Annotated in this window: 23 protein-coding genes; 5 read left to right on the top strand and 18 right to left on the bottom strand. The window is 36.6% G+C overall.

Features of this window, described 5'->3' with window-relative positions; translation table 11 throughout:
• The 7 genes from LDX58_RS22205 to LDX58_RS22175 all read right to left on the bottom strand — a co-directional run.
• On the bottom strand, positions 1-238 hold a 238-nt coding region (locus LDX58_RS22205), incomplete at its 3' end, for a helix-turn-helix domain-containing protein (RefSeq protein WP_227939499.1).
• Entirely contained in the window at positions 232-456 is a 225-nt protein-coding gene (locus LDX58_RS22200) for a helix-turn-helix domain-containing protein (RefSeq protein WP_227939497.1), read from the bottom strand. The genes LDX58_RS22200 and LDX58_RS22205, both read right to left, overlap by 7 nt.
• Before the next feature lie 91 nt (positions 457-547).
• Positions 548-790, bottom strand: coding sequence for a hypothetical protein (locus LDX58_RS22195; RefSeq protein WP_227939495.1), 243 nt, complete (start codon positions 788-790; stop codon positions 548-550).
• Positions 791-1,026: 236 nt separating this feature from the next.
• A complete protein-coding gene (locus tag LDX58_RS22190; protein WP_227939492.1) occupies positions 1,027-2,397 on the bottom strand; it encodes a flavin monoamine oxidase family protein in 1,371 nt (456 codons plus the stop codon).
• Positions 2,398-2,559: 162 nt separating this feature from the next.
• Positions 2,560-3,489, bottom strand: coding sequence for a manganese-dependent inorganic pyrophosphatase (locus LDX58_RS22185; RefSeq protein WP_227939489.1), 930 nt, complete (start codon positions 3,487-3,489; stop codon positions 2,560-2,562).
• Between the two features lie 467 nt (positions 3,490-3,956).
• Positions 3,957-4,547, bottom strand: a complete 591-nt coding sequence (locus tag LDX58_RS22180; RefSeq protein ID WP_227939487.1) for a polysaccharide deacetylase family protein — start codon at positions 4,545-4,547, stop codon at positions 3,957-3,959.
• A 59-nt stretch (positions 4,548-4,606) separates the two neighbouring features.
• Positions 4,607-4,867, bottom strand: coding sequence for a metal-sensitive transcriptional regulator (locus tag LDX58_RS22175; RefSeq protein ID WP_227939485.1), 261 nt, complete (start codon positions 4,865-4,867; stop codon positions 4,607-4,609).
• A 176-nt stretch (positions 4,868-5,043) separates the two neighbouring features.
• Between LDX58_RS22175 and LDX58_RS22170 the strand changes: the two genes are divergently transcribed.
• The 3 genes from LDX58_RS22170 to LDX58_RS22160 are packed head-to-tail and all read left to right on the top strand — an operon-like array spanning position 5,044 to position 6,876.
• Entirely contained in the window at positions 5,044-6,273 is a 1,230-nt protein-coding gene (locus tag LDX58_RS22170) for a DNA polymerase IV (protein ID WP_227939483.1), read from the top strand.
• Positions 6,270-6,614 carry a YolD-like family protein gene (locus tag LDX58_RS22165; protein WP_227939481.1) on the top strand — a complete coding sequence of 115 codons (345 nt, stop codon included), beginning with the start codon at positions 6,270-6,272 and terminating at the stop codon, positions 6,612-6,614. The genes LDX58_RS22170 and LDX58_RS22165 overlap by 4 nt, the downstream gene beginning before the upstream one ends.
• Before the next feature lie 55 nt (positions 6,615-6,669).
• The gene (locus LDX58_RS22160) at positions 6,670-6,876 is read left to right on the top strand and encodes an alpha/beta-type small acid-soluble spore protein (protein ID WP_227939479.1); all 207 of its coding nucleotides are present in this window, start codon (positions 6,670-6,672) and stop codon (positions 6,874-6,876) included.
• A 169-nt stretch (positions 6,877-7,045) separates the two neighbouring features.
• Here LDX58_RS22160 and LDX58_RS22155 read toward each other — a convergent pair whose 3' ends face one another.
• The 5 genes from LDX58_RS22155 to LDX58_RS22135 all read right to left on the bottom strand — a co-directional run bounded on the left by LDX58_RS22155 (position 7,046) and on the right by LDX58_RS22135 (position 11,161).
• Positions 7,046-7,921, bottom strand: coding sequence for a peptidylprolyl isomerase (locus LDX58_RS22155; RefSeq protein ID WP_227939477.1), 876 nt, complete (start codon positions 7,919-7,921; stop codon positions 7,046-7,048).
• A gap of 356 nt (positions 7,922-8,277) precedes the next feature.
• Positions 8,278-8,472, bottom strand: a complete 195-nt coding sequence (locus tag LDX58_RS22150) for a hypothetical protein (protein ID WP_227939475.1) — start codon at positions 8,470-8,472, stop codon at positions 8,278-8,280.
• A gap of 27 nt (positions 8,473-8,499) precedes the next feature.
• Positions 8,500-8,730: a hypothetical protein gene (locus LDX58_RS22145; RefSeq protein WP_227939473.1), complete on the bottom strand. Its 231-nt coding sequence runs from the start codon at positions 8,728-8,730 to the stop codon at positions 8,500-8,502.
• A gap of 312 nt (positions 8,731-9,042) precedes the next feature.
• Positions 9,043-10,488, bottom strand: a complete 1,446-nt coding sequence (locus tag LDX58_RS22140) for a HAMP domain-containing sensor histidine kinase (RefSeq protein ID WP_227939471.1) — start codon at positions 10,486-10,488, stop codon at positions 9,043-9,045.
• Positions 10,472-11,161, bottom strand: a complete 690-nt coding sequence (locus tag LDX58_RS22135) for a response regulator transcription factor (RefSeq protein ID WP_227939470.1) — start codon at positions 11,159-11,161, stop codon at positions 10,472-10,474. The genes LDX58_RS22140 and LDX58_RS22135 overlap by 17 nt, the downstream gene beginning before the upstream one ends.
• A 286-nt stretch (positions 11,162-11,447) precedes the next feature.
• Between LDX58_RS22135 and LDX58_RS22130 the strand changes: the two genes are divergently transcribed.
• Complete coding sequence (locus LDX58_RS22130; protein WP_227939469.1) at positions 11,448-11,951, top strand: cupin domain-containing protein; 504 nt, start codon at positions 11,448-11,450, stop codon at positions 11,949-11,951.
• A gap of 112 nt (positions 11,952-12,063) precedes the next feature.
• Here the strand turns inward: LDX58_RS22130 and LDX58_RS22125 are convergent, their stop codons facing one another.
• The 3 genes from LDX58_RS22125 to LDX58_RS22115 form a co-directional block, all read right to left on the bottom strand.
• Entirely contained in the window at positions 12,064-13,170 is a 1,107-nt protein-coding gene (locus LDX58_RS22125) for a hypothetical protein (RefSeq protein WP_227939468.1), read from the bottom strand.
• Entirely contained in the window at positions 13,170-13,790 is a 621-nt protein-coding gene (locus LDX58_RS22120) for a sigma-70 family RNA polymerase sigma factor (RefSeq protein WP_227939507.1), read from the bottom strand. The genes LDX58_RS22125 and LDX58_RS22120 overlap by 1 nt, the downstream gene beginning before the upstream one ends.
• Before the next feature lie 109 nt (positions 13,791-13,899).
• Positions 13,900-14,712, bottom strand: a complete 813-nt coding sequence (locus LDX58_RS22115) for an ABC transporter ATP-binding protein (RefSeq protein WP_227939505.1) — start codon at positions 14,710-14,712, stop codon at positions 13,900-13,902.
• A 174-nt stretch (positions 14,713-14,886) separates the two neighbouring features.
• Here LDX58_RS22115 and LDX58_RS22110 point away from each other — a divergent pair, with 174 nt between their 5' ends.
• On the top strand, positions 14,887-15,456 hold the full coding sequence (locus LDX58_RS22110) for an LOG family protein (protein ID WP_227939467.1): 570 nt from the start codon (positions 14,887-14,889) through the stop codon (positions 15,454-15,456).
• Between the two features lie 74 nt (positions 15,457-15,530).
• Here LDX58_RS22110 and LDX58_RS22105 read toward each other — a convergent pair whose 3' ends face one another.
• The 3 genes from LDX58_RS22105 to LDX58_RS22095 all read right to left on the bottom strand — a co-directional run bounded on the left by LDX58_RS22105 (position 15,531) and on the right by LDX58_RS22095 (position 19,861).
• Positions 15,531-17,615: a peptidoglycan D,D-transpeptidase FtsI family protein gene (locus tag LDX58_RS22105; RefSeq protein ID WP_227939461.1), complete on the bottom strand. Its 2,085-nt coding sequence runs from the start codon at positions 17,613-17,615 to the stop codon at positions 15,531-15,533.
• Positions 17,616-17,969: 354 nt separating this feature from the next.
• Positions 17,970-18,362 (bottom strand): thiol-disulfide oxidoreductase DCC family protein, encoded by a 393-nt coding sequence (locus LDX58_RS22100; RefSeq protein ID WP_227939459.1) that lies wholly within the window; start codon positions 18,360-18,362, stop codon positions 17,970-17,972.
• Between the two features lie 863 nt (positions 18,363-19,225).
• Positions 19,226-19,861, bottom strand: coding sequence for an MOSC domain-containing protein (locus LDX58_RS22095; RefSeq protein ID WP_227939458.1), 636 nt, complete (start codon positions 19,859-19,861; stop codon positions 19,226-19,228).
• Positions 19,862-20,039: the final 178 nt, after the last annotated feature.

Below are 20,039 nucleotides of genomic sequence, written 5' to 3'. Positions count from 1 at the left end.
TTTCTAGTCGCAATAATTCATTCTCGCGTTCTAGTTCTTCTTCGCGTGTTAACTTCTTCTCTTCTTTTTTCTTTGGTTTATTGTTGTTTTTAGACATAGAAGGTCGCTCCTTTAATCTTGGTTTCAGGCCTTCTATCCCTTGTTCATTAAATGTTTTCATCCAACGGTGAATTAATGAAGGGTTATTCAATCGAAATTGTTCAGCAGTTTCCTGAAAAGAAGCACCTGTTTCTACCATAAATTGTATCGTATCCATTTAAATTGAACAGAGTACGCTTCCTTCATTTTTCTTCGCTTTAATCCCTCTATCCCTTTTATTTTATAGGCTCTTACCCAATCTTGTATTGGGGTTTGAGAGGGCATATTGTATTTTTCCGCTAATAATTTATATCCAAGATTTCCATTTAAATACTCGGTAACAAGCTTTTTTTTAAATTCTTCACTATATTTGGCCATAAAAACACCCCCGAAAGTTTGATTTTCTACTCTAACTTTCGGGGGTCGGAACCAGATCTAAATGTCGGGCTCTCTTTTAGTTAATATGCACCTAGCCAATTTTTTCTTCGCCAGTATCGCTATTTAATAACGTACGCTTATTAAGCGTTAACTCATTCTTTTTTAAAAGATAGTTCATGTGCTCAAATGGCATTGAACCATGACCTTTTCCATTTCCAAGTGTAAATTGAATAATATGATCACTTTGTCGGATAATGGTTAATGTTTCAGCTGAATTAAAATGACCTTTCGTTGTCTGAGAAATTTTATACTCGGTTCCCTTTTCAAATGTCATCAAGGATTCTCCTTTTGAAGTTTTGCTGTTAGTATCTCTTAAATAAAAGATTTACATACATAAATTTTCCAATTGGTTTCAAAACGAACTACATCAGCAATAAGAATAAGTAACCAAGCCCTGTAAGTTAAAAGGGTTTCTTGTTGCTTGTTTATAGGAGTTTGCTACTGTAACATTAAATTATTTTATCACCATTAAAGTGTACTAGGTTAATCTTTAGTTAGCGGCGGACTATACTAAAACAATATTCTTGAAAAGATTCCTCCATTTAAATACTCTATTACTTCTTTTGCTGCCCTCTCGCCAGATTGAACAGCTCCTTCCATATACATCCTCCACTCTGTAGCCGTTTCTGTTCCGGCCCAATGTAAGGGACCAATTGGCTTGAAGATCGTCTTGCCGAATTGAGTGATCACACCTGGTGAAAAATGTGTTCCATATCCTCCTCGAGTCCACTCTTCTGCTGACCAATTTTCCTCATAAATTTCCCTTGTATGTATTGCCTCTTCCCCAAAAAAACGGGCCAAATTCTTTCTTGCTTCTTCCTTTCGTTTTTGAGACGACCAATCTGTTAACTGTTGTGCAAAATCTCCAGTAATGAGCGCTGTCAAAACCCCTTTCTTGCTGTTTGGCGGTGAGCTATCTATCGTTAGTTTAACCGGACCTTGATTTGAATAAGCTATTCCGCTTAACCCCCGTTCTCTCCAAAAAGGATTATTATAAACAAAAATAATTTTGATGACAGATGGCAACCCAGCTCGTTCATTCAGTTGAGCGCGATTAGCTGGTAATGGAGGGGCAAACTTGATTCGTGCTACTAGATTCGGAGGTAAAGCTAAAATTAATTTCTTTGCTTTCAAAGTTTGATCATCTGTGTAAATAATAGCTTGATGGTCCTCATAATTTATTGTTTTAACTGGGCTCCCATACAGAATTTTTCCATCTAAAGACTCGGACACTCTCTTAACAAGCGATTCTGCCCCTTCCTCTATCCAAAAATCTTCAGCTGTTAACAAGCGATCAATCGACCCAGCTGTCTTTATACACCACAACAAATCCAGTGTTGATACTTCATATAATTTACTGCATAGAGCTTCTTCTAGCAAAAGCCGGCAGAAAGATCTGGCTAACTTCGTATATGTATGTTTTTGTAGAAATTCTTCCAATGTTTTTTGGTCTAGCTCTCTAGCCATTTTTGATTCCCAAGGTTGATCACACCTTATTTGGTTGCTAAGGCTGTTTAATTCCTTTTTGAAATTCCAAACATCTACTTTTTCGATGAGAGACATTTTTGGCCATGCCCCTTCACTTTCTTGGATAACTCCATCGATATCATAAATGGTCTTGCCTTTTCGGTAAGTAGTGACTAGTCGAAGCCCATAATCACCTACTAATTTTTTTACTCTTTCATGATAAGGACTTATCCATTGTGCACCTAAATCAATTGGTACATCTCCCTCTAAGTTGATACTATGAATGCGTCCACCCGCTCGATTACGCGCTTCTAATACAACAAAGGGAATTTTTTGTTTATTTAATTCAAGAGCTGAGGATAAGCCACTTAGTCCTGCACCTATTATAACAACATCTATTTCTTTTATTGACACACACCATTCCCACTTTCATCAAATGAGCTTTTCAAATTCAGTATTTGGTTGAATTGCGTGGTTTTATGCATGTCATTAACGTAAATAAAGGGAACAGCATTTTTGCCACTCCCTTTTTGTATGCATGAGGATTAAATTCTACAAACCCCCGTAACTCTTTTATTATTTCGAGAATCCTTCTGTCAATTGTGGTACCACTTGCTTTTTACGTGATACAACACCTTCTAACTTAGCCGTGTGGTTCTCTAATGTTACATTAAATCCTTTTTCAACAGCTTTCGTTTCTTGCCCTAATGCCAATACTACTGAATCGTTATTTAAAATATCTGTCACAACTAATACAAACAAACTTAACTCTTTTTCAGCAATCACTTGTGCAATCGCTTCTTCTAACTCAGCTTGGCGTGACAGAACATCATTTGTATCGACTGCATTCACTTGCGCAATTTCAACTTTGTTATTTGCCATATCAAACTCTTTTGCATCAAGAGTGATCAGTTGGCTAATTGTTTTATCACTTAAATCCGCACCCGCTTTTAGCATTTCTAAACCATATGTAGCACTGTCTACTTCAGCAATTTCGGCTAGTTCGGTCGCTGCATCAATATCTTCTTGCGTACAAGTTGGGGATTTAAATAAAAGAGAATCAGAAATAATTGCAGATAGCATCAACCCAGCAATCTCTTTTCTGATAGAAACATTCTTTTCTTTATATAACTTCAATAAAATTGTTGCTGTACAACCAACTGGTTCAGCACGGTAGTATAAAGGATCTGTTGTTTCGAAGTTGGCAATTCGATGATGATCAATGACTTCTAATACGCGGACATCATTAATATCACTCGCACTTTGTTGGCGCTCATTATGGTCTACTAGAATTACATTATCAACTTCATTTGCAACTGTTTCAACTAGACGTGGTGCTTCTGCTTTAAAGTAATCTAGCGCATATTGAGTTTCTCCATTAACTTCACCTAAACGAACAGGTTCTACATTGAAACCTAACTTACTTTTTAAATCAGCATAGGCAATCGCTGAACAAATTGTATCAGTGTCTGGATTTTTATGACCAAAAATAAGTACTTTTTCCATTTGTGCCACTCCTTATGTATATGGATTAGGTTTTATAACCTCAGTTGCTAATTTTACCATTTACTTATACATTCAACAATATTTAATAGAATCTTTTCCTAATAATCATGATCATTTTTTAAACTTTAAATTTTCAATGATAGATTGCCATTGACTAACCTTTTGCATAAAAATACGTTATTTTCTCATGCAAACCGTTTTTGATTAAGGCTTTCACTAATGTATTCGCTAAACTGACAAACATCTTTTCGAATTGATTTCTCATTTTCTTCCATTAAATGTAGTGAGTAATATTGAGATGTCTTCTCGATCATAATTACAATCTTTTACAGAAAGTTGCATAAGCATCCCCTAATCACTTTTAGAAACCTTTTCACTATGCCATGAACAGACTGTGTACGCCCATTCTGTTGCTTCTAAAGACAAGCATATGATCAGCTAGTACTATGAAAAAGGATGTCACCTCTTTATAGCCTTGAGAAATGACATCCTTTTTCTTTTAATTTTTTAATAAGTGTTGGTAAGATCTGAAGGGTCTGTTCAAGCTCATGAAGTAAAAGAATAGATCCATCTTGAACATGATTCATCACATTTTCGATGATTTGATTTGGCTCCTGTTTTAAATTCCAATCAAAGGAGGAAATATCCCACATCACCATTTCTAATTCTAGTTTTGCTAGTACTTCCAAAGTATCTTGATTGTATTGGCCAAACGGTGGCCTAAAATACCGGACTGACTGCCCTGTAATACCCTCTATCATTTGTTTACTTTTCTGTATCTCGTTCATTTGCTGATTGAAGTCTAGATTTGTTAGATTCGGATGGCTGTGTGAATGCGCTCCAATCATATGGCCGTCCTCTAACAGACGTTCCCATGGTCTTTTATGATGCAATAATCTTGATTGCCAAAAAAACAGTCCCGTCACTTCTTCTTCAGCTAAAATATCTAAAAAGCGGTTTATATATTTACTTGGTCCATCATCAAATGTTAGGAGTATGCCTTTTTTCTCCCGCTGTTTTAAATTCGTTATTATATTTTCTTCTGAGGAGTTGTACACAACTTCATTGGAAACAATTCATGGACTCTTTAACATCCGTGCCCCTCCTTAGCGCTTTTTTAGCGACTCTTTACTAGTAAGTTTACAGCTTCTTGTATGAGAACCTCCGTATCTTCGCCTTTATCGATTTGGTCTCTGACACATTGCTCTAAATTCGTACTCACAACTAGACCAATCGTACGATCAAGTGCATTTCTTGCTGCCGACATTTGCGCCACGAGGTCTTTACAGTCTTTTTCCTCTTCCATCATTCTTAGCAATGCCCTAACTTGTCCTTCTACTCGTTTCACTCTATTTTTCATTTGATCATTGTATTTCATTTGTTTCACCCCTTTATACCTTTATACTCTTATCATACTTTATACAGAGTGGGGTATACAGTCAAGCTTTGACTCTCTTCCAGCTATTCCTTGGCATAAAATGTATGTTGAATGTCGAACGTACTTTCGCATATAATAGATACAAACATTCGTTCTTATTCGGAGTGTGAGCTTTCATGAAAACAATTTTCCTTGTCGATATGCAATCTTTTTATGCTTCAGTCGAGAAAGCGAGATACCCTCATTTGCATCATAAACCGCTCGTTGTCTCTGGTGACCCTAAACGGCGATCGGGTGTTATATTAGCCGCTTGCCCTCTAGCAAAGAAAAACGGAATAAAAAATGGAGAACGCTTATGGGAGGCTCAGCAAAAATGCTTAGATTTAGTCGTTGTTCCGCCTAGGATGCAGGATTATATTACAACTTCCGTTGAAATTACAGCTATTTTGGAAAAATACACGGACTTAGTCGAGCCCTTTTCGATTGATGAGCAATTCATGGATGTAACAGGAAGCCAAAAATTGTTTGGCACTCCGTTTGACATCGCCTTAAACATTCAAAAAGATATATGGGAGTCGACAAAGGTTAGAGCTAGAGTTGGCATTGGCGAAAATAAAATTCTTGCGAAAATGGCTTGTGATAACTTTTCCAAAAAAAATAAATCAGGCATCTTTTGGCTGAAGAAAGATGAACTCTCCCATACACTATGGCCTTTACCCGTAGAAAAAATGTTTGGAGTTGGTGGAAAAATGGCTACTCATTTGCGCAACATGGGTGTCCGAACGATTGGACAACTTGCAGACGTCCCCCTTAAACGTCTACAAGACCAATGGGGCATTAACGGTCAAGTTCTTTGGATGACCGCACACGGTGAGGATTATTCGCCTGTTACAACGACTTCACACGATGGACAAAAAGCAATTGGACACGGAATGACCTTACCTCGTGATTACATAAGCCTTGCTGAAATTCGCGTCGTTTTGCTTGAGCTTTGTGAAGAAGTTTGTACGAGAGCGCGCAAATCAGGTGTGATGGGTCAAACGGTGACCATTAGCGTTAGCGGAGCTAGTTATGAAATCCAAACTGGTTTCCATCGTCAAACAACCTTATATGGGCCCACCAATTATGTGATGGACGTGTTCCAAGCGGTTGAAAAGCTGTTCCTTCAATTTTGGGATCAGAATCCAATAAGACGTCTCGGTGTTAGCCTTACTAAGCTTTGTTCTGATCATGAATTACAACTGAACTTATTTGATACAGATCGAGATAAAAAATTAGACCTTGGCTATGTTATGGATGGAATTAGGGAGAAATATGGCACGACCTCTCTTATTCGAGCTTCCTCTTTAACGAAGGCAGGGCAAGCATTTGAACGTTCAAAAAAGATAGGAGGACATTATAAATGAATCAGCAACATTTAGATCGTGGAAATCTACTCTGGGAGAGCAGCCGCATGTTTTTACCAGAGCACAAACAAGCATTACTTCTTCGAAAAGAAGAACTAAAAAAAATAGAAAAACCAGAATTAGATGAGCAGGAATTGCAGGAGATTGGCATCATTGTGCTCGACTCACTTAAGCACGAGCTTAATGTTAAAATAACGTACTGGAGTGAAGGCTTTTTTCATGAGCTGATTGGCATTATCGACAAAGTCGACTTGCATTTAAAACGAATTAAAATAAGAATGGATGAAGAGATCGATTTTGTTGCGATTGATTGTTTAAAATCAGTGGACAGAGTGGAATAAATCCCCACATCCTTTTTTGCATAGTAAACAAAGAATCCCACATACTAGAACTACCATGGCAAGCAACAACAATAGTTCAAATCAATTACTAGTTCCTGGAGTACAACAAGCTTTAGATCAAATGAAGTATGAGATTGCAGAAGAATTTAGAGTTCAACTTGGCGCTGATACAACCTCTCGTGCTAACGGTTCCGTTGGTGGTGAAATTACAAAACGTCTTGTTCAAATGACCGAGCAACAAATGGGCGGCTTACAATTCTAAGATAATTCAATACTTTATTGCATATAGCAGTTTGAAACTATTCTAGGTTCAAACTGCTTATTAGTATGTCTATCCTTTTTTACTTATATAGGGAGAAGAAATCAACCACCATAAATCTTTAGTTTTGGGGTTTATCCCCCTGCTACACAAACCAAAATCAGTTCATCCTTTATTTTTCAAGAAAATACTCAATCTGATAATTTTCAAATTTCTCATTTAACCAAGTCGTATATTCCAATTCTACTCTCTGATCAAACAATGTAGCTTCTATCTCCTTTTTAACTTCTTCAAAAGAAGCTTCTCGTTCTTCAGTCTTTTCTTCCACTTTAATAATATGATAACCGAACTCGGTCTGAACAGGATCACTCAACTCACCAATTCCAAGCGAAAAGGCAACATCTTCAAATTCTTGAACCATTTGTCCACGCCCAAAGAAGCCAAGATCTCCACCTAAGTCACTATTGGTTTCATCTATTGAATACTCGGTTGCTAAATCACTAAAGTTCTCTCCAGCTTCAAGCTTATCCTTTATTTCAATTGCAGTGGTTTCATTTTTAACCAAAATATGGCTTGCATGTACTTGTTCTTCTTCTCCAAAATAGTCTTTATTTTCTTCGAAGTAGGAACTGACTTCCTCCTCTGTAATCGTAATCCGCGGTTGAAGAAGTTGTTTCAATGCCAGAAATGTTTCAATATCTTTCTCAATCGTCGAAACCTCAACTCCACTCTCTTCAAGTAATTGAGTAAACAATTCTTCTCCCCCATATGAGTCCATATAAGCAGTCATTTCCTCGTCTATTTCTTCTTGGCTAACTTGTATACTTTCCTTTTTCAACTCTTGTTCGGTGATAATATCAGCTACTAAAAAGTCCAAAGACTCTGCTCCATATTCAGAGACAAGTTTATCGTATAATTCCTCTTTTTGAATGGATTGACCATTAACCGTAGCCACTCGATCTCCTTGAAAGAAAAAGAATATTAACACAATACTACTAACTAAAATAGACACTAAAGATACGTACAAAAGCATTTTTTTCTGTTTCATAATAACTCCTCTTATATTGATTACTTCCTAGTGTAATTTCAGCTGACTTTTAACTACCTTGATGGTAGTATTCATCTCAACTTCATCATCGATTGAAAATTCCGTGTATAAATACCGCCTATTGTCCATCATGAAGAGACACTTCAAAACTCACTTTCTCCTTCAATGACATGATTATGTGACAATATAGCAACTTCTTCCGTGTTTTAGAAATAACACCAGACCCCGTACCGCTCTCAACCGATTCAGTTAGTGGTCTAAGTGGGTTTTGTTGCTATTGAACTCCAGCAATCGCTGCTGATGCATGTTCGATTGTATATGCAATAGAAGAATGTGGCAGTCGAACAGGTGAATGTTTACGTCACTGCTTGGGCTGGTACTGTATTCTCAGAAAGAATAGAAGCAGCCTGATTATAGTGTGGGGTAATCGAAAGTGTGAAAGCTGATCTAATGACCCCACCGGATCGGGTCATTAGAAAGCCCTTATCTTTGATCTTTTTCATCTGTTTTCGCTCTAGTTGAACATAGTTATCATTTTGTTGGTCCATCATAGCAATTTCTTCTTCTTTTCATTAGCATTAAAGGCTATTCATTTCCCTTTTGTCTGGAAATGAGATACCTAATTTTTCAAGCTCTGCTTTCGCCTCTTCTTCTGTTAGCTTTCCTTCTTTTACCTGTACATGAATCTCGTTTACCTTAGCTTGTGTTTCTTCATCTAGCTGTTCAAATTTACCTGGACCTTTAAATCCCCTCATCGATTGGTCGATTCCTAGCTCTTCTAATTGAGTTTTTGCTTCTTCTTCTGTCAATGTTCCTTCTTTTACTTGTTCGTGAATTCCCCTTAGTTTGGCTCGTGTTTCTTCATCTAAGACTTCAAAGCGTGGAGCCCTCTCTCCTTGAGCTTTAATTTATTTCTGTTTCTGTTACGGATGCTAGTGCAGGAACGGCGATACTAACAGAACCAATTGTTATAACTCCAGCCACTACATATCCAATTAATTTCTTTTGCATTATGAATCCCTCCAAAAATAGATTTGTTCGTCTTACACTTGCACTCTAACTTTTTAATGTGTCAGGAAGATGTCAAAGGAAAACGAGCATAAAAAAACTACTGAGAACTCTCAGTAGTTTTCAAGATCATCTTCTATTTTCGGTAAGGTTATCCTAAAAGTTGTACCAGAAGGAGAGCTTTCCACTAAGTACAAGTTTCCATCCAACGATCGCGCCATCATCTTACTAAAAGGCAATCCTAAACCAAGCCCTCTCACTTTTAATTTCTTATTTTCTCCTCTGAAAAAACGTTCAAATACAAGTCCTTGTTCTTCTTTAGGTATCCCATGACCACAATCAACAACATCAATCTGTACTTGTTCTCCATCAACTGCTAAAACTAATTTAATCGTTCCGCCATTTACCATAGATTGCTTTGCATTATTAAGAAGATTTGTAAGGATTTGCTGCAATCGAATCGAATCGACATCGACAAGGCATTCTCTATCTAGAAAAACAGCATCCACTTCAACATTCTTCTCTTCTTGAACGATCTTCCATTGACGAACAAAATCAGCAACGAGCTCATTCAAGCTATGGACTTGTTTCACAACCGGTATGGCATTAGCCGCAAAAGAATTAAAAGCCAGCAGATCCTCAACCATCTTCTTCATTTTTGTCGTCTCATTCAACGAAATCTCTAAAAATTCTTTTGCCTCATCTCCAGTTACTACATCGTCATTAACAGCTTGTAATAACGCGCTAATCGCAGTAACTGGTGTTTTTAATTCATGTGTCACACCAGCTAACAGTTCAGTACGCAAAGATTCTAATTGATGAAGTCGATTGGACATTTCCTTAAAAGAATGAACCAATTCGTAAACTTCCTGCTCATTAATATTTTCTTCAGGAAGATTAATATTATAATCCCCTTCTTGAACCTGCTTTGCTGCTCGTGCGACATCTGCGATCGGATTAGACAATCTCCTTGATAAAAAGTAGATAGCTGCCCAACCAAGCAATGCTAATCCAATAATCATAATAGCTAATTGACGATATTCTTGATTTACTTGGGCTAAGTTTTGTTCGTATTCGAGGATGACCACCCACCCCAACAATAGACCTTCAGACTCAATCGGCGTTTTGACGACATAAAAGTTGTTTTTTTCACTATCAATCCTTAATTTTTGGACCGTTTCTTCATCTTGTAAAATATCCTGCGGGAATGTCTGTCCAAACACTCTCTCCCTCGGTCTATTACTCGAAAGAATCAATCCATTTGCATCCACAATATAAATAGAAGGGTCGCTTTCTATATTCATAAACCGACCACGATCCATCAGAAATCCAGGAATATCTCCTCTAGGAGTGGGCCTTCCTTCGCTGATCTCAACAAAACGATCTGCAATTTCCTCTGCCATTAATTTAGTCATGTTTAAACGGTGCTCTAGTGTCGTATGACGAATCCATAAAGCAGAAATGATGGCGATTACGACTAAACCAATACAAAGAGTAACTAAATAGCGGCTTGTCCAATAACGAAGTAATGAAATTCTTTTTTTATTTTTTATAAACACAGAGCTGATACCCCAATCCTCGAAGTGTTTTGATTTCTCCTTCAGACTCTGGCCAATTCGAAAGAGCCTGCCTCATCCTTTTGATAGCAAGATCAACTGCTCGATCACTTCCGTCATACTCCCAACCCCAAACATGCTCGATCAACTGATCTCTTGAAAACGTCTGATTAGGGTGCCGCGCTAAAAACAGTAACAGTGATAAGTCTCGCGGTGTTAAAACTACTTCTAAGTTATCAATCATCACTCGATGAGATTTACAATCAATTTCCAACTTTCCAAACCGTAATACAGTCTCTTCCTGTTCTGAAGAATTAGTTGAACGTCTTAACACAGCTTGAACACGAGCAATCACCTCATCTGCGATAAAAGGCTTAGAAATATAATCATCGGCCCCTCCATTTAACCCCGTAAGCCGGTAGTGGACATCACCAAGCGCAGTCAACATAATCACAGGACACGAACTAATTTGACGAATTTCCTTTAAAATCTCCCAACCATCTTTTCCGGGCAACATCACATCTAATAAGACAAGAGCAGGGTTTGAGTTTTCAAACTTACTAAGCGCTTCGTTACCATCAAAAGCCTGCTCGATCTTGAAGTTAGCTTTTTGTAAATAAACCTTTAATACCTGACTAATCGGAATCTCATCTTCTACGATTAAAACAGTCTGCACGATTGTCTCTCCTTACCCGTATTTATTTATAACCTTTATACCATTTCAATTATAAGGATCCTAGCAGAAAAATGTGTCAGCGAGATGTCGAAGCTTCTTCTTATTTAATTCACCTCATTCATAGATTCTCATAGTCAGGTTGCTCTGCCAACAGTAAGATAGGTTTTGATTATCCCTTTTCTTCAAAATTATTAAGGGTTGATCAACTATTGATTCTTTTCCCTCCTTCTGTTTAACTGAATAAGGAATGATACTTTACATAGGACATGGAAGGAGTTTTTTTACATTGAACCAAAACCAAGCACAATATTGGATCACCCATTTGGGTCTTGAACCTCATCCAGAAGGGGGATTCTTTAAAAGGTCTTTTGAATCAAAGGAAGAAATCTCTGAGAAAGCAAGAAAGCTTTATACGAGTATTTATTTTTTATTACGTGCAGGTGACGTTTCTCATTTTCATCGCTTGCAATCAGATGAATTATGGTATTTCCATACAGGGAGCTCAATGTCTGTTCATATCATTCATGAGAACGGAGACTACGAAGAAGCAAAACTGGGGTTAAATGCAGATAAAGGAGAGGTACCGCAAGTATTAGTACCAAAACATTCGATATTCGGATCTTCTCTTTCAGAAGAAAAATCATTTTCATTAGTCGGTTGCATGGTTGCACCTGGTTTTGAATATGAAGACTTTGAATTATTTACGCAGAAAGATCTGCTCAATGATTATCCGCAGCATGAAGAGATTATAAAAAGATTAGCTTACGAGACCATACCGGAATTTAAATAAAGAGGATTTTCCGAAAAGATTTCTACTCCGACGCATGTAATTTTAGCTACTGCATAAGAGATACAGATCTACGCGATCTGTATCTCCTTCTAGTTTGTTTAAAAACAATCCATTAATCTAAATAGTTTAAAGCTTCTGCATCTCCATAAGAAGGCCCGTCGTCTAACTTTCCTCCAAAGACTTGTTGATTTAAGTCACTGACAATATTATGTGATTCCTCAATATACTCAATCTTATACTCACCATACCCTTTAATCAACAACTGGAATGCTCGATCTAAGTCCTCTCCTACTACTTGTAAGAGCTTTTGATCTGATGATTGCAACACATCATATAAACCCTTCTTAAATGCTTCATACTCGACTTTTTTAATTTGTTGCACCATTGATTGATCAATCATTTCTTTTGTCCATTTCCATTTTGCCACACCATCATACACATACTGATTAGTCTCATAGTGTAATTCATAGGCAAATTTCGCAGCTGCACTTCTTTGCTTTTGTATATCTTGAGACATAATATATCTAGCTGTTTCTGAAGTAAATGTTGGAAGACCCTCCGTCCTTCTTTCAAACACATAGTTCCATAAATCTTGAGCAACTTGGTGAATAACATATTCGTTTTCTTCTGTATATTCATTAACCATCAGTTGAAGATCTTTACCTAGAGCTTGTAAGTAAGGGTCTTTGCTTTCTAACAGACGGTTCGTTGTTTCTGTAGCGCGGCTTTTTGTAATTCCGAACATTTCCTTAGAACTTACCAAATTAATATTAGCAAACCTTGTTATGTTAGCAATCTGTTCTGCTTGTTCTTCTAATGTATACTCATCCCAAGAATGATAGCGAACTTTAGCATTTTCATCTCTGAACACATCCGTTTCAGGTTCCTCACTTAAAACTTCAACGGTTTCGCCCTCAGGTTGTTCTAGACGATCTTCTTCCCATTTATCTGGAGCAACTACAGCGATTTCGCTCTCTTTTCCAGCTAAATGATTAGAATCATCACTATTAGTCACATAAGAAATCGCAAAGACAAGAATGAGCAAAGGAACGGATAAACTCGCTACATACACCATTTTTTCCCTTTTCCTATTCTTCGATTTTTTCTCTTCTAATTTAGATAAAATTTTCCCCTTTGTTTCCTCTGTAAAATGCGGTTGTTTAAAAACAGTTTCGTTCCATTTCTTCCTTAATCTTAAAAGTTTCTCATCCGAATCCATTACTCAGGTCCCCTTCCCGTATCTTGTTTCTTTTTTAACAACTCTCTCGCCCGTGATAATCTTGATTTTAAGGTTGAACTTTTAACATCTAATAACTGACTTATTTGTCTTAATGACATTTCTTCATAATAGAAAAGGATAATCATTTCTCGATAAATAATAGGTAATGTAAAAATCAGTGACTCTATTTCTTCTTTATTAATCTTATTTAAAAAAACCGATTCAGGAGATTCTTCTACTGGATGCCTTTTATCTGATAAAGAAGCATAATAGAAAATATTCTTAAACGACCATCGTTTAAAGTTATCCTTACATCGATTAATCGTTATTCGATATAGCCACGTTTTGTAAGATGATTCATGACGAAATGAATCTAATTTCAAATAACAGGTTAAAAATACATCTTGCACAATATCTTCTGCTTTTCCCCAATCCTTCACATATGTATAAGCTAGACGTATCAGTTGTTCACCGTATTGATCCATCAAATGTTCTAAGCGTCTTTCATTTGGCTGAATCCGGAGTTCTTCTGTAAAGTCTTTACTACTTTTCATTTCTCTCACTCCATATTCACTTCTACTACCACTTAGACGACTCTCATCAGTCATTGGTTGCAACATAAACAAAATAAAAACCTCTCCATAAGGTAGAGGTTCTATCTAATAAAGTAATAGTATCATCAAATCAATTCCGGGAATTTCTCTCTCATTTCACAATAGGATGATTTATCTAATTCTTCTTAGAAAATTCTACGCTCTTTTTGATACTAACCCATGGACGCTCATCTTCCCACTTCACCACAACAGGTAATTGAAATGTCTTTTCTAAATTAAATTCAGTAAGCACGGATTGCTTCTCTCCTTGAGCTACAATTTTTCCATGATTAATTAACAGCGCATGGCTAATGGTTGGAACGACCTCTTCTAAATGATGTGTCACATAAAGAAGGGTAGGACCACCTTCGATACTCGCCAAACGTTCAATTGTCTCTAGTAACTGTTCCCTAGAATAAAGATCTAATCCGTTACACGGTTCATCCAAAATTAGAATTTTGGGTTGACCCATCAGAGCTCTTGCAATAATGACTCGTCGTTTTTCCCCTTGAGAAAGTTTCATAAAAGGCTGTCTTGCTAAATGTTCAATTCTTAATTCTGTTAGTAAAGCATTCGCTCTGACGATATCCTCTTTAGTCACTTCCTCATAAAGACCGATTGAAGCATGCTTTCCGCTAATCACGACTTCTAATGCAATGTCACTTCCTCGTCCGGCATAGCGCTCGTCCACGGAAACACTCACCCAACCAATTGATTTTCGAAGTTCTGGAATATTCGTTTGTCCAAATTTTTCTCCCAGAACATGCACTTCTCCTTTTGAAGCCCATTGATAACCTGTAAGTAAATTGAGAATAGATGTTTTTCCTGAACCATTTAAACCTAGAATCACCCAATGCTCTCCCGGGGAAACATCCCAGGAAATTTGATCTAATATCGTTCTCCCCTCTCGGCTCCACATTACATTTTTTAAAGAAACTATTTTTCCCATTTGCATGTTTTCCCTCCTATATGATGCCTTACTAATTAGATTCGACCTAATCGGTTAGATCTTCCTTTAATCTGAAAAAATAAAGTAAAAAAATTGATTTGAGATCGATAATTTACAAATTATAAACTTTCCATTATTCTAAGATATAGACTTTAGAATAGGTGGGATCTTGTGATGTTACATAATATATGTGTATTTTGTGGATCAAGCTTTGGACGTGATACGAGCTATGTCGATGCTGTACAAAAATTTGGCCAAGCTTTAGTTCAAAATAATATTAATTTAGTCTATGGAGGAGGAAATGCAGGGTTAATGGGAGAGCTTGCTCGCTATGTTTTAAAAAAACATGGAGAAGTTGTAGGAGTTATCCCCCAAAAAATTTATGAGAATGTAGAACATGTAACTCTAACAGATCTTATCATCGTTGAAGATATGCATCAAAGAAAAGCCAAAATGTATGAATTAGCGGATGGTTTCGTGGCTCTCCCAGGAGGAATTGGAACGATTGAAGAACTAGCTGAGGCCCTCACCTGGCAACAAATTGGCTATCATCAGAAACCGATCGGTATTTTAAATACCAATCATTTTTACGATAAATTATCATCGCTTTTTGAACATATGAAAACGGAAGGATTTATCAAACAAGAATTTTTAGATAACCTGATCATTTCTAATAATCCGGATGATTTATTAGCAAAAATGAAAGCATTTAAACCAGTCTATATCAATAAGTGGGCAAAGTAATTTAACACAAAAACAGGATGGTGCCTATGAAATATAGTACCCATCTTGTTCTTTTGCTTTACTCACTATTTCTATCAATCAAGCAAAGGTTGTGCTACCTTAGTAGGTCCATTTCGGCCTTCTTTCATTTCAAAATAACTATCCAGAGCTTTTTTAGAAATATTTTGCGCAATACCCTGTGCCCCACCGTAACGTTCTAATTTAACGTCTGGCACCACTACAGCAAAAGCAATTTCAGGGTTATTATATGGCGCATAGCCAACTAAAGTTTGGGTATTCCCTTCTACACGTCTGCGGTTATCCCCTTCACCAACCGTTACACTCACCTGAGCCGTTCCAGTCTTACCTGCAGGTTGATAAGAAGCCCCGGAAAAACGGGATTTTGCTGTTCCTCTTGTCATCACAGCACGGAGTCCTTCTTGAACTCTTCTAATATGTGAATCACTCATCTCAATCCGATTTAAGATAGTAGGTTCGAACTTTTGTAACACGGCGCCTTGCTCATTAATCCCCGGTTCGCGAATTTCTCGTACGAGACGAGGTTCCATTCGATACCCATCATTTGCGATAGTAGCGATATATTGAGCTAACTGCAAAGTCGTATACGTATCATATTGACCAATCATTAAATCGAGTAGGTTCCCGAGTTTTATTGACTCACCAGTAAGACCTGATGAATATGCAGGGAGATCGATTCCTGTATTGGCGCCTAATCCAAATTGCAGAAAGCTATTACGAACTTCACTGTATGCCTCACTAACAGTTTCGCATCTTGTATTTGATGGGGAATAGCTACAATTAGCCATTCCCATTGCAATCTCAAACATATAAACATTAGAAGATTGCTCAAGAGCATAGCGATCATCAATCCATCCAAAACCCCTTGTATTCCAAGAACGTTTAACTTGTTGTCCAAAGTATAAAGGTCGGTCATTAAAACGAGTCCCAGGTGCTGCAACTCCAGCCTGAAAACCGGTCAATACTGAAGCGACTTTCACTGATGACCCCATTTCAAATGCTTTGTTTACATTGCCAATGTGATCGGCATAACTATCGCGTTCCCGATTTGCAGGGTCCCAAAAACCAGCCATCGCCAAAATATCACCAGTCCGCGGATCCATTAACACCCCATAAGCAGAGCGATCTTTAATAAATGAATTCCTTCCTGCTGCGCGCATTTCTTCATCGATAATTTCTTCAAAACGCTGTTGCAGTTCCATGTCCATTGATAAGACAAGGTCGTTTCCTCTTTGTCCCAACCGTTCATTTACAAATCTATCTATCGTTTGACTTCCTTGTTTTGTTGTAATACTTTCTACAATAGCCTTTCGCCCACGAAGAACCTCTTCATACTGAAGTTCGAGAAAACTAGTTCCAACAAGATCAGAACGATCATAACCACGCGATAAGTAATAATCTAACCTTTCGCTTGGAATTTCATTAGTTGAACCAAATAAACTTTTAAATGAATCACCGTAAGCGTAGGAACGACTAGAATGACGAGCAATTTCAAAACCCGGTAATCGATCTAAATTTTCACTAATGATGTGTGCTTCCTCATCTGTGATTCTTTCTTTAATTCTTTGCGGAGAGTTTGCGTACCCTCTTGACATTTCCCGATAAATAGCGAGTACTTGTAAATCTTTATTAGATAAAGCATTTATTTGCTCATCTGTAATTCGATCAATCTCGAGGCGATACTCTTCTGAAATGCTATCAATTTCCTTTCTCTCTTCTTTACTAACAAGATCGAATCGTTCTTCCTGTGACATATTAATTAAAATATAATCCCGTCTGTCCCTAGGAGTAATACGAGCTGTCTCTTTTTCCATATCAAGCATTGGCTCAATTTCACGAGCAATCTCAAGCATCGTTTCTGCACTAGTTGATTGAGAGGGGTTCGTATAGGTAACAGAAAGTTCGAGTTGATTATCAACGACGACATTTCCAAAGCGGTCATACATAATCCCTCTAGGCGCCTCAGCACGATTTGTTGTATTACTTGTTCTCTCAAGCTGACTTATGAAGTCTTCCCCTTGCACAATTTGTACAAAACCTAGGCGAAGAATTAATCCAGAGAATAAAAGAAAGACCATAAAGAATAAAACATTTAAACGAAAAGACAAATGATTCTTTTTCTTTTGTTTCTTTTGTTTCAAAACCCCACCCCTTATCGTTTACTAAACGCAATAATCCTTTCTTCATACATGAATCGTATTTTCGATTCCATACCTTTTAAGAACTTTGTCGAATCTAGCTTTCTTCTAATATTCATTTTAACATAATTACCCATATAATTTAGGATCATTTACATCCTTTTTCTAGTAATCTTAAAAAAGGGAAATCTAATTATCTACTCTAGATGGTGTTTCATTTTCCACAGTTTTTGTCTTTAAAAAAAGTAAATCATTGCTAATTCTATATGGATTTATTAACCTTATTAATTGACTGCTATTAGTAGATTAACGAAATAAAAACATCGTTTCTGCTGTAAAAAAGATTTAGTACAAGTGTTAATCTAAAAAACGCTTTTTAATATTTAGCGAAGGCAGCTCACAACTTTCTTTTTTTCCAAACCATCTATAGCGATTTTTTGCCAAGAAGTCATACACCCCATCTCTAAATGGTTTCGGAACAAACATAAATATTTGAAGTAATTTCCACCCACCTCTCAAGTTCCTACAAATTCGTAATGCTGCAGTGGATTTTAAATAATAGCGATCCCCTTCAATTAAAACTAAGCTATCAACTTCAAGAGGAACTAGATTTTTTCTCAACAATTCTTTTCCTTTTTCTCCTTGTAAAGAGGCAAAAACAAATAAACTAGCTGGATCTCTTTTAATAACGAATTGCACACTATCGTTACAGAAATTACAAATACCATCGAATAATATAATCTTAGCCATCCAATTTGGTCCCTTCTATAAAGGTACTTATTCTAATTCTCATTGTAACAAACCAAAACTTATCCGCCTATTTGCAAATTTTATTCAAATAACACAGTTTGCGTAAAATTATAAATTAAAAGGGTCCTATGCAACAAAAGAAACTAGATACTTAAAGCAACTTATAACCAAGACGTCTACGATTTAAAACTGGTAAACTGAAAGAGCCAATGTATAAGTGAAATAATCGTTTTATCATCAAGTCAATTCAATCTTAAATACTATCCTCTTTTTATACTTAAAAGTAACAAGCCTTATTCATACACACTTCTTTTAGATCACCATTCAACTTCTTCACTATGTAAGCAATTACTAAATTATATGAACAACTCTATTGACCTATTGATAGTGTTCAGATAATATTTATAGCTATTAAGTCCTTAATATATTTGCTGAAATTACGGTACGTGAAATTTGGTATGATAGCGATATAAAATAATTCTAAAAAAAGAATCAATCTGCATACTCCTCGTATTTGGAAGTAAATTGGGCTTGATCGTTCGTCCAAAGCATTTCAAAATAGTCATGCATTTTCATCATGAAAGTTTCGTTTGAATCAGCTGTTATTTTTATATTAGATTCTAAATTTAAATCGTCTAAATTACGTTTTGTAATTGGCTGATCCCGCTATTGAAAACATTTTTGAAATTCTCTTAAAATTCTAACCTATTTTAGGATCTTTCTGTATAACGGGCATCCTTACACCTCCTGAATTAACTAACTTTATCTATTTTTTCATATCACTATAGCATATTACCAAAATAGAAAAGTAGATCGATACAAATAAAAAACCACATGAATGTTTTATTCACATGGTTAATTTGTTATTTTAAAGAACTTTTCCAAGCCAAAGATAATTCATTTAAATCGTGTAATCTTTGCTTTGCGTTTTCGTTGTTTTTATCTTGATAGGTAATGTGATTAACAAATTTAATGCTTACATCTGATGTTCGCTCCGTGAGTATACACCGGTCATTTGCCGATACATAGCCTTCCTTTAACACTCTTACATAATAACCTGAATATCCTGTTTCTTGAATGAATAAAGGTAGCTTTGGTTCCGCGTGTCGCTGCGCCACTTTATAACAAGGTCTGCGTGGTTGACTTACTTGGACCATAGCCTCTCCCCATTTCCAAATATCGCCAATGTGTGTATCAAACTCTGCCATTCCAGCTAAAGTAATATTTTCTCCAAACGAACCAAATGGAAATGTTTTACTTAGTTGTTTTTCCCAGTACGAGTAATGTTCCATTGGATAAATACATACAGCTTTATCGATTCCACCATGGTTCACAAGATCTGCCTGTTGATCTCCCTCGAGACCCAGTTTTGTCAAATATAGCCTTTGTTCAGAAACTGAATCCTTATAAATCGCCGATATAATTTTCTTTTCATCTTTGCCAGCAATATTTTTGCTAACCCCAATATTTAACGAAAAAACGGCCCCAACTAATTGCATCAATTACCCTCCTCTATGATTAATGATTAAACTTCATTCGACACTTTCATCTTTTGTTCCTTTAAATTTTTTTAAAATGAAATGTATAAATTTCACCTCTAAGTATTGTAATAAATCTGAATAGGAGGTTACAAGATGGATGTAGATATGACGGCTAAACAAGTGGTGATCGCCATTC

It is taken from the genome of Alkalihalobacillus deserti, from assembly GCF_020734105.1.
In the GTDB taxonomy this organism is placed as follows: domain Bacteria; phylum Bacillota; class Bacilli; order Bacillales; family Bacillaceae_D; genus Halalkalibacter; species Halalkalibacter deserti.
This window is presented reverse-complemented; position numbering and strand designations above follow the sequence as displayed.